This window comes from Paenibacillus sp. N22P23 (assembly GCF_059383735.1).
This window is the reverse complement of sequence record NZ_JBXENT010000001.1, coordinates 2,321,186-2,331,609: the sequence shown is the minus strand read 5'-3', so window position 1 is coordinate 2,331,609 and position 10,424 is coordinate 2,321,186. Positions and strand designations below refer to the sequence as shown.

At 46.5% G+C, this 10,424-nt stretch carries 7 protein-coding genes; 2 read left to right on the top strand and 5 right to left on the bottom strand.

Annotation, left to right across the window (positions count from 1 at the left end; genetic code table 11):
• Both AC506A_RS10760 and AC506A_RS10755 read left to right on the top strand, forming a co-directional pair.
• Window positions 1-1,798: SGBP N-terminal domain-containing protein (locus AC506A_RS10760; protein ID WP_495460922.1), on the top strand; the 1,798-nt coding region annotated here is incomplete at its 5' end.
• Between the two features lie 209 nt (window positions 1,799-2,007).
• Window positions 2,008-4,284: an EAL domain-containing protein gene (locus AC506A_RS10755; RefSeq protein ID WP_495460921.1), complete on the top strand. Its 2,277-nt coding sequence runs from the start codon at window positions 2,008-2,010 to the stop codon at window positions 4,282-4,284.
• A 462-nt stretch (window positions 4,285-4,746) separates the two neighbouring features.
• Here AC506A_RS10755 and AC506A_RS10750 read toward each other — a convergent pair whose 3' ends face one another.
• The 5 genes from AC506A_RS10750 to AC506A_RS10730 all read right to left on the bottom strand — a co-directional run bounded on the left by AC506A_RS10750 (window position 4,747) and on the right by AC506A_RS10730 (window position 10,022).
• Window positions 4,747-6,261 (bottom strand): glycosyl hydrolase family 18 protein, encoded by a 1,515-nt coding sequence (locus AC506A_RS10750; protein WP_495460920.1) that lies wholly within the window; start codon window positions 6,259-6,261, stop codon window positions 4,747-4,749.
• A 122-nt stretch (window positions 6,262-6,383) separates the two neighbouring features.
• On the bottom strand, window positions 6,384-6,641 hold the full coding sequence (locus AC506A_RS10745; protein ID WP_495460919.1) for a hypothetical protein: 258 nt from the start codon (window positions 6,639-6,641) through the stop codon (window positions 6,384-6,386).
• A gap of 224 nt (window positions 6,642-6,865) precedes the next feature.
• On the bottom strand, window positions 6,866-7,720 hold the full coding sequence (locus AC506A_RS10740; RefSeq protein WP_495460918.1) for a carbohydrate ABC transporter permease: 855 nt from the start codon (window positions 7,718-7,720) through the stop codon (window positions 6,866-6,868).
• Window positions 7,720-8,601, bottom strand: coding sequence for a carbohydrate ABC transporter permease (locus AC506A_RS10735; protein WP_495460917.1), 882 nt, complete (start codon window positions 8,599-8,601; stop codon window positions 7,720-7,722). The genes AC506A_RS10740 and AC506A_RS10735 overlap by 1 nt, the downstream gene beginning before the upstream one ends.
• A gap of 101 nt (window positions 8,602-8,702) precedes the next feature.
• Window positions 8,703-10,022, bottom strand: coding sequence for a type 2 periplasmic-binding domain-containing protein (locus AC506A_RS10730; RefSeq protein WP_495460916.1), 1,320 nt, complete (start codon window positions 10,020-10,022; stop codon window positions 8,703-8,705).
• Window positions 10,023-10,424: the final 402 nt, after the last annotated feature.

Here is a 10,424-nt window from a genome sequence, read left to right as displayed (position 1 = left end):
AACGGGAACGGTTGATGAAACGAACCATACGATTGCATTGACCGTACCGTACGGAACGGATGTAACCGCGCTTGTCCCAACGTTTACAACAACGGGTGCTAGTGTGAAGGTGGGAAGCAATGTTCAAACGAGCGGAACAACCGTGCAAGATTTCACTAACGCAGTAACGTACACAGTTACTGCGGCAGACAGCACAACAGAAAGCTATACAGCAACGGTGACGGTAGCAGCGAACCCTGCGAAAGCCATCACAGCATTTAGCTTCGCTGCATTGAGCCCAGTGGTAACGGGAACGGTTGATGAAACGAACCATACGATTGCATTGACCGTACCGTACGGAACGGATGTAACCGCGCTTGTCCCTACGTTTACAACAACGGGTGCTAGTGTGAAGGTGGGAAGCAATGTTCAAACGAGCGGAACAACCGTGCAAGATTTCACTAACGCAGTAACGTACACCGTTACTGCGGCAGACAGCACAACAGAAAGCTATACCGCAACGGTGACGGTAGCAGCGAACCCTGCGAAAGCCATTACAGCATTTAGCTTCGCTGCATTGAGCCCAGCGGTAACGGGAACGGTTGATGAAACGAACCATACGATTACATTGACCGTACCGTACGGAACGGATGTAACCGCGCTTGTCCCTACGTTTACAACAACGGGTGCTAGTGTGAAGGTGGGAAGCAATGTTCAAACGAGCGGAACAACCGTGCAAGATTTCACTAACGCAGTAACGTACACTGTTACTGCGGCAGATAGCACCACACAAGGCTACACAGTAATAGTGGTAATGATCGGTGGCGGTAGTGGCGGCGGCGGTGGAGGTTCTACCAACTCTGCAACAATTATTGCATCCATTGGAGGCACAGAAACAATCAACGGAGCAACAATCGTCTTTCCTACAGGTGCACTTGCTAGTAACTTTAAGGTAACTGTAGATAAAATATCGGATACGACTAGCTTGCCGAAAGATGCAGGATTGAAATTGATCGGTAAGGTTTTTGAAATTAAGAAGGACAAAGACGGTAAATTTACCAAAACAGTATCCGTAACACTGCCTTTTGATATGAAAAATGTAGATTTCGATAGATCCGTAGTTGGTATCTACTGGTTGAACGAAGAGACTCAAAAATGGATTCTGTTAGACAACATCCAAGTGGATAAGGATAAGGGAACCGTAACTGGTTCTGTCGATCATTTCACGAAATTTGCCGTATTGACTTCTGTGAAACCAACAATTCCAGTAAACCCAATTGTTAACTTTAGTGACATCACTGGACACTGGTCTGAGGCCAACGTCAAGAAAGCGGTTAGCGCCGGAATCGTCACTGGTTATCCAGACGGTATGTTTAAGCCTGAAAAAACCGTGACCCGTGCGGAATTTGCCGTCATGCTGATGAACACATTGAAGCCGAAAGATGCAGGAGCGGCGCTGACGTTCACAGACACAACGAAGATTGGAGCTTGGGCGCAGAAAGCAGTGGCGCAAGCGGTACAAGCAGGAATTATTAAGGGCTATGAGGACGGAAGCTTCTGTCCAGATGCATTAATTACACGAGCAGAGATGGCAGCGATGATTGCGGGCGCTCTGGGTCAGTCTAATGCAGCGAATATGGCAACAAGCTTCACAGATGACAAGGACATTCCAGCGTGGGCGAAAGCCAGCGTTGCTTACGTGAAGCAAGCAGGCATCGTGCAAGGCAAAGGCGATAACGAATTCGCCCCTCAAGATCATGCTACAAGAGCTGAGGCTGTAACGGTTCTGCTGAACATGCTGGCGCAAAAGAGCAAGTAACTAAAAAGAACGCGGAGGCTTTAGAGCTTACGCGTTCTTTTTAGTTAGCCATTTTTTGCTGTAAATACCCCATAGGTGGGAGAGCGCTTGCATGGCATGCAAGAGGTCAGGGGTTATCCCCCTAGGAGCGCCTACCGCCTCATTAATTTATCGTTTACTGTCGAAAAATATAAAGGTAAAATGGAGTTGCGAAGGGACAGGTGGTTATAGTGGATACACATTCAGAATCATTAAACACATCCAAAGACCGCTTTAACACTCTGGAAAGAAAAGAAAAGATATCTCAAGGTCAACGAAAAATTATTCAACTGATCGTGAAGGGAAAACCATTAAAGTACGTGCTTGATGAGATTATTCTTATTGTCGAGGATATTTATCCCTCCTGGAAAGCTTCCATTATGCTCCTCGATCAAGAAGAGAAGTCGCTTTATCTTATTGCTTCCCGCAAGCTGCCGCAAGATTATATTGATGCCATCAATGGGTCAAAAATCGGTTCGGCAGCGGGATCCTGTGGAACAGCGGCTTACAGAAATGAGATCGTTATTGTAGAGGATATTGAAACACATCCTTTCTGGGATAAGGATAAATCCGTCCCGCTTGGATTTGAATTACGCTCATGCTGGTCATTTCCGATCAACTCCACTGAAAAACATGTGCTGGGTACTTTTGCTATTTACCAGAATACCGTTGCGACACCATGCACCTTTGAAATGGAGTGTATGACCTCGTTTGCAGAATTAATTGGGATCATGCTGAATCAAGTTCGAATCAAATATGATTTACTTGAAAATGAACAGCGCTACAAATGTTTGTTCGAGAATAATATTGATGCGGTGTATTCGCTTGATTTGGAAGGGAATTTTCTATCAGCTAATCAAGTTGCATTAAATATACTAGGCTATACATTAGAAGGTTTGTTGACAAAGTCTGCAATTGATGTAGTTGTGGAAGAAGATATGGAAAAGGTCGTACATTTTTTAGCTACTGCCCAACAAGGCAACTCGATTAACGGAAATTTTCAAGTGATAAATAGATATGGAACTGTGATTCATATGAACGTAACCCTTATTCCTATTATTGTGGATGACAAAATTGAAGGGCTATATGGAATTGCAAAAGATTTTTCCCAGATCATTGAGCAGCAAGAAAAAATACATAAGTTAGCGTTTTACGATCCGCTCACCAATCTGCCGAATCGTAGACTTCTAATCGATCGTATGTCGCAGGTATTGGCCCAAGCAAGCATCAGCAACAGTTCATTCTCTTTGTTATTTATTGATTTAGATCATTTCAAAATGGTCAACGATAGTCTAGGACATAACGTAGGAGATCTGTTGCTTCAACACGTAGGAGCAAGACTTCAAAGCTGCGTTCACCCGAGAGATATGGTAGCCCGCATGGGCGGAGATGAATTTACTATTCTTTTATCGAGTCAGGAATCGGCAAGCAAGGTCATCGAAATTTCTGAGCTTATACTTGGCGCATTTTCAAAGCCGATTCAAATTCATGACTATGATCTATTAATTACGCCGAGCATCGGCATTGCCACTTATCCGAACGATGGCAACGATGTTGAAACATTAATTAAAAACGCAGATACCGCGATGTACAAAGTGAAAGCTTCCGGTAGAAAAAATTATTACGTCTATCAGGAAGATCTGAGCAGCGAATCCTTGAAGCATTTTGTTCTAGGAAACGATCTTCGAAGAGCGGTGGAACGTAAAGAGTTTTCATTATGCTACCAACTGATCGTGAACACTATAACATCAGAGTTGACGGCGATTGAAGCTCTTATTCGTTGGAATCACGTCAAATATGGGCAGCTAGCTCCAGCTGAGTTTATACCTTTGGCTGATAAAATGGGGATGATGAACGAAATCGGCGCTTGGGTGCTGCAGGAAGCGTGCCATCAGACTAAAACATGGCACAACGAAGGATACCCGCCTATTCGATTAAACGTAAATATTTCGATGCAGCAGCTGCAGGAGCTTGGGTTTGGCCAACATGTTCAAGAGATACTAGAAAAAAACCAGTTTGCACCGGAATGGCTTGAGTTAGAAATCACTGAAACTGCAACCCTCATTAATGAAGCTACAGTGCTAGATAATATTAACTTTATCAAATCACTAGGCATCCGAATTGCGGTCGATGATTTTGGAACAGGATACTCTTCGTTAAGCTATATCAAAAGATTTTCGGCGGATACATTGAAAATCGATCGATCATTTATTAGCGATTTGCCCAACAACCATTTTGGAATTGAAATCACAACTGCAGTCCTCTCTCTAGCGCAAAGCTTGAAGCTTAACGTAGTTGCAGAAGGTGTCGAGACACTCGAACAATTACAGTTTTTACAAAAGCATGATTGTAATGAAGTGCAAGGGTATTTCATTAGTCTCCCTCTTCCCCCTGACGAAGTAACGGTAGTATGGGATATAAAAAGAAAGAGCCACAACGCGCAGCAGCCAGGGGTTCGATCCCCCTAGGCTATAAAAGAAACGTCACCATATAAATGGTGGCGTTTTTTGTATGGAACGCCTAGGGGGCGAACCCAGGGGTTCAGTCCGCTCGGACGGAGTCGAAGACAGTGGCAATAGCTGGCATGCAGTGTGCCTTCCCGTTCCCAACGGAGACGGGGAGCTCGCGAGAGCGTAGAGCAGCATCAAATCCTCGCAGGTGCGGCGACATGGCTGTTCCAGGACCTATTCGGCGGCGTACATTTCTCGCAGCGGTACAGCTAGAGGTAGGTGCGGCGGGGCAGGCGCCGTCGTATTTCGCTCTAACGAATCCTACAGGTCTTATTTCGTGTTTAGATGTCCTTTTTCGCTCCATTTTCCCGAAATAAGGCTTCCACGATTCGTTAGAACTGGAAAGGGGCCATTTTCGGGCAAATAAGGCTTCTACGATTCGTTAGAGTGAATGTCCTTTATCAGTGTCCCCAGGTGACCCTATTCCAGTGGAGGAACGAGATACGATTTGGGAAAGATACCAGCGAAGCCAACATCATGGAGGACGTAAAAAGGAGCTGGAATTGCGATGCCGATCATCGCTTCATCGCCCGCGATATCCACTTTGCCCCAGCCAGATAACGTCAACTTCCTACCTTCGCCGATACCGGTCACGATCTGCCCCATGCCGCCTTCTTCCAAGCCGATGCGGGCAGCTTTGCTCCCGGCTTCGGGAGCCGGATCGTTCACGAATTCGACGAAGCCCCAGTCTTCCCAAGGGGAGGTTCCGGCTTCGAAACTGCCGTTGCTCACGATCGCGCTGCCTTCTTCAGGCGCTTCGGGCTGCTCAGGCTCTCGCGGAACGTCGTTCGATACGCCATTCGTAAGCCACTCGTCGATCCACCAGCCTCTGGCGTGGGAGTAATCTTGATTATCGCGCGGGTCTGGGTGATCAAGAATGAACGTTCCCCACCAGAAGATGCCCGAGCCGTAGACGTTCGCCCCTTCGGCTATCGCCTGCTTCAAGCCGCGGGCAGCATGATAGACATTTTCGATGAACGGATCGTGATAGACGACGAACTGGTCGTATTCCGGAACCGAAGGGTCCGTCTCCGTGTAGCCTTTCGTATCGTAAGCCGGCATGATCGGCGCGCATTGGCAGTCTGGATTGTCGCTTGCCGCGATCGCCGCGCTGTATCTGAGCGACGTCGCTTTCCATAACGCCTCGTATTCTTCGCCGCTTTGCACGACATTCGGCTTCCAGCTGTCCGGGCCGACTGTGTCATAGATCATCGGGTTCAGCATATCCATGATGTTCGCGACTTCCGTAATGTAAGCATCCGACCAGACGCTGTCCCATGCCGGCGTAGCAATGGACAGATGCACGCCTTGACCTACCGCTTCCCGGATATCCTTCAGCAGCGACAACAGCTCGGGGTCGTCTTTCCATCGCGCACGAAGCGGCTCGATGTCGAACTGGATGCCGTCAACCTTGTAATAGACGCCTTCGTACAGAAAACCCGTATCGATCATGTCTTTCAAGGAATCGACTATGGATGCGTGCATCTCCGCCTTCTCCTCTTCGGTGCCTACGTGCAGGTGACGCTCCGTATTCGCGTTGATCCACGCGATGATTTTCTGGTTCGGATCCGTCTCGCGGGAAACCTTGATCCAATGGCCGAGCTCGTCGCTTTGCGAGGGATCGATTGTACCATCCTCACGCAGGGAGCCAATGTTCGCGAATTGGTACTCGATCGCGAATTGTTTGAGCTGTGCTACCCGCTCGGCGATCGTTTCGTCCGGTTTCGGCAGATAGAACCAATCTTCCGGCAAGTAAGCATGATTATGTTGGTGGACAAAGTCAATTGCGGTTGCCTCCGCGACGACGCTAATATCGTCGATGAAGGCGTAACCGCTGCCTTCGTTTTTATAGATGTAAATGAGCAACTCGGTCGCCCCCGCCGCCGCGGTATACGTCAACGACTTTTGCTCGTAAGCTTGCCCCGAGAATGTCAACGTCGCTGCGCTGCCCGGTATGGCTGGCCCGTTGAGGCTCTTGACGCCGACGATCGCCGTTTCTCCTTCGCTCGCTTTGCCCCATGCGGAAATCGTGAATTTTTGCCCTCCGGCGACATCGGCTACATCCAGCCCGCGCCTCCTTCAATCGCTTCGCCCGTGCCAATGACGGCTGCTTTCCCGCCTGAATGCACGTCTTCGCCGTTCGTCGTCACGTCCGTCGCGCCCCAATCCTCCCAGGCCGCCAAGCCTGATTCGAATCCTCCGCCATCCGACATCCAGTTGTCACTCTGTTCTGCCGCGGACGTCTGCGGCACGGTAATAGCCGATCCGAACGCCAAGATGAATCCGAGCGCCAAAGCCAATAATGTTCTGCGCATTTGTTTGCCTCCCCCGATTATTCCTGCAAACTTCCATTTTAATGATAATCGGCATTGGTAAGACGAAATACTGCTTGGAGCAACTAAAAGTAGCTTCCGATCAACTGACTTCTGAAACGTCGGTTGTCCGTTACTGTGAGCCATTTGTCATAAAAGAAGAAGCACTGCAGCCTAATAGGTTGCAGTGCTTCTTGTTAGGGTCATTCACATCAGTCGGATACAAATCAGCCTTTAACACCACCAGCGGTTAAACCTTCTATAATTTGTTTTTGCAGGACGGCATAAATAATCATGACCGGCACGATGCTGTATACGATTCCCGCAGACATTTGAGCATAGTTCGTGTTATAGATATCGCGGAAACCGACCATTCCGACTGGCAGCGTACGCAATTCATCGGTGGAGATGAAGAAATTCGCCATTAGAAACTCATTCCAGTTTCCGATGAAGTTGATTATAAATACGGTTACCAATGCCGGGACTGTAATCGGCATAATGATTTTAGCGAAAATTCCCTTTGCACTCAAACCATCCATGACAGAGGCTTCTTCGATTTCACTCGGAATAGATTTCATGAACGCCGACAAAATGATAACCGTAAATGGAATTGCCCCGGCCGTGTACGGAAGGATTAAGGCCATATGGGTTCCCAATACGGGTTGACCGAATATCACTAACTTATTCAATAAGATGAAAATAGGCAGAAGTAAGGCGCCACTCGGAATAAGCAAGCCGATAAGGATAAATTGGTACAACCCTTTACTCATTTTCGAATATCGCATCCGCGTAATCGCAAATGCGCCCATGGACGAGAAGATAATCGTCGCGATGGAACATAACGTTGCGATATACAAACTATTAAGGAAGTAAACACTGATCTTCGCATTCACCCAAGCTTCGTAGTAATTTTCAAAATGAAATGAAGAAGGGAATCCGAATGGATTACTTGCAATCGCCTGATTATCCGACTTTATGGACGAGAAGAGGACGAAAAGGAACGGGTAAAGGGTCAAGACTAAATAACCTAATAATATAATATGGGGGATACTCTTTTTCACTGATCTTAGTGTTATCGTCATTAGTATTCGACCCTTTCGACTCTTCTGGCAATTACAAATTGGTACAATGCTGTAAGAATGAGAGAGAAGATGAAAATCAACACCCCAATGGAGTTTCCATATCCATACTTCGCATTCGTGATTCCGTATTTAATCAAATAGGTTGCCATTACGTCCGTTACCCCGCCCGGGCCACCATCTGTCATTACGATGATAATATCAGCTGCTTTCATTGCGCCTGAGATGGAAAGCATAATCACTACGGAAATAATAGGCATGATAAGCGGCACCGTAATTCGAGTTGCACGGGTCCAAGCGCTGGCCCCATCGACAATTGCGGCTTCATCTATTTCTCTAGGAATGGACAATATTGCAGCAAGGACCATAACGACGTAAAATCCCGTCCACTGCCACGCATTCGTTATCAAGATCGAGAACATGGCCCAACTGGTGTCGGATAACCACATGACAGGCTGTAATCCTAGTTTAGTCAAAACTTGATTGAACAAGCCGATATCCGGTTCGTAGATGAAACTCCACAAAATTCCAATGACCGCAGTTGACATGACGGAAGGGACAAATACGGCTGTTTTGTATAAACCCTTGAGTTTCTTTACGTTACTGATTAAGAGCGAGAAAAATATAATGACAGGCACTTGTACGAAAACCGAGAACAGAATGAATTTACCGTTATTTAGTACGGAGTCCCAAAATAAAACGTCCGCAAACGCGTGCTTAAAGTTTGTCAAACCATTAAACTTGGCTTCGGTAAGACCGTTCCATTTCATAAAGCCTGTAGTGAAGGCAGATATCATCGGATAAATGAAAAACAAGAGATAGAGTAGAAGGAGAGGCAGTAAAAACAGGACATAGGTCCAAGGGTTTCTTAACGTTTTATTCATCGTTTCCTCCGCGATAATCTGACATTGGCTGCATGAATCGTTCTTATAAAAAAAGTACCACCCACTCTGAGGCGGGTGGTACTTTCCTTGCTTATCATCATTTAGAAATCGTCGTTGTTTGCTGCATTTTGTGCTTTTTGCACGCTGTCCAGCATGGCCTTAGGCGTGATTTTGAGGCCGATTAGTTTTTGAATGCCTTCACTAAGCGCCGTATTTACGTCAGGTTGAACCAAGGAATCGAATGCCGGGAATGCGCCGCTTGCTTTGTTACCAACTTCAATGATTTCTTTTACCAGATTAGAAGCTTTAGCCTTAGCCAATTTCGTGCTGTTTACTTTCATGGAAGGCAAGACGCCGTCTGCTTCAAGTCCGCGAATTTGCATTTCATCATTGTACATGTTCTTAATGAACGATTTTACGAAAGCTAATTGCTTTTTGTCGTTTTTAACTTTGGCGGAGAAACCGTAACCGTTAGAGAAGCCACCGTTTACAGCCGTTTGGCTGCCTTTGCCACCAGCTACCGACGGCACTGGGAAGTAGCCAACTTTGTTCGTCAAATCCCCGGCTTGCTTAGGATCCGCGAATACACTGGAAGCCCATGAGCCGTCATACATCATGATGGCTTCACCGCGAATGATTTGATTGCGTTGTTCGGCATAATCCAACCCGAGTTCGCCTTGTTTAAAGTAGCCTTTTTTCACCCAATCTTGGTATTTTGTAAAAGCGGCCACCATTGGAGCGCTATTCCATTTCGTTTTACCCGTAGTGAATCCATTCGTAATGTCCGGACCTGCATAACGGGCCCACAGAGTATTGGCTGTCATTAACGGCACCCATGCGGCTTTGGAAGCTTGGGCAAAAGGTGTTTTCCCGTCTTTTTTGATCGTTGCAGCTAATGTCTCAAGTTCTGCTAATGTTTTCGGCGTTTTCAGGCCTTTAGCTTTAAAGTACTCTTTATTGTAGAAATAACCTTCTTGGTACCCACCGATAGGCAAACCGTATACTTTCCCGTTTACCTTAAATTCGTCCAATGAAATAAACTTATTGGACAAGCCTAGCTCTTTCAGAATCGGAGTAAGATCAAGCAGTCTATTTGCTTCAACATATAACTGAGTATCTGCTCCACCGAACAGATCGAAAATCGCAGGAGCTTTGTTAACTACCATTTCAGAACGTAATTTCTCCTTGCGGTTTACGTCCGAATCTACGCCGTCTAGCTTGTATTTTACGCCTGGCACCTCTTTTGAAACCCTACTCAAGACGTCTTTTAGGATATTGAAACGTTGTTGTTTCGCTTCACCTAATTGTGTGTGTCTGATCACGATGGTGTCGGTTTTTGTTGCTGCACCGGCCGAACTTAAGACCGTTGTTGCTGCAAGTGCCAAGCTAATCCCTGATACAAGAAGACTCTTCTTCTTCATGGTAGTGGAACCTCCCAATATGATATATGTACTACTCAAGCATAGGATTATTAGCAAATATTGGGTAGGGCTATATTTCTATTATTGGAGGATAAATTTGTATAATGATGAAAGTCTATAAGTCAGTAGGAGGGTTTATATGCCTGATTTACGGCGGAATCCCGACTTAAGGGCCAAATATAGTGAATCATCGGAGTTTGGCGATCGGTATGAGGAATTGGTCTGAATCACGAAGAAAGACCTAGGTGATCTGGTTAACCTAAGCACGCTAATTCCTGGTGTGCTTTTTGTGTTTTGATAGAACCCGCCAAGGGGGTGAAACCGGGTTCGGCACAAGCCCTTCCTCTGCAACTAGCTAATGCACCGGAGGCCCATCTGTAAGCGGCAGCTTGTACCGTCTTT

Excerpts from the sequence above, each read along its gene's own strand:
- AC506A_RS10745 (WP_495460919.1), bottom strand. The coding sequence starts at position 6,641 with ATGCGCAGAACATTATTGGCTTTGGCGCTCGGATTCATCTTGGCGTTC.
- AC506A_RS10740 (WP_495460918.1), bottom strand. The coding sequence starts at position 7,720 with ATGACGATAACACTAAGATCAGTGAAAAAGAGTATCCCCCATATTATA.
- AC506A_RS10735 (WP_495460917.1), bottom strand. The coding sequence starts at position 8,601 with ATGAATAAAACGTTAAGAAACCCTTGGACCTATGTCCTGTTTTTACTG.
- AC506A_RS10730 (WP_495460916.1), bottom strand. The coding sequence starts at position 10,022 with ATGAAGAAGAAGAGTCTTCTTGTATCAGGGATTAGCTTGGCACTTGCA.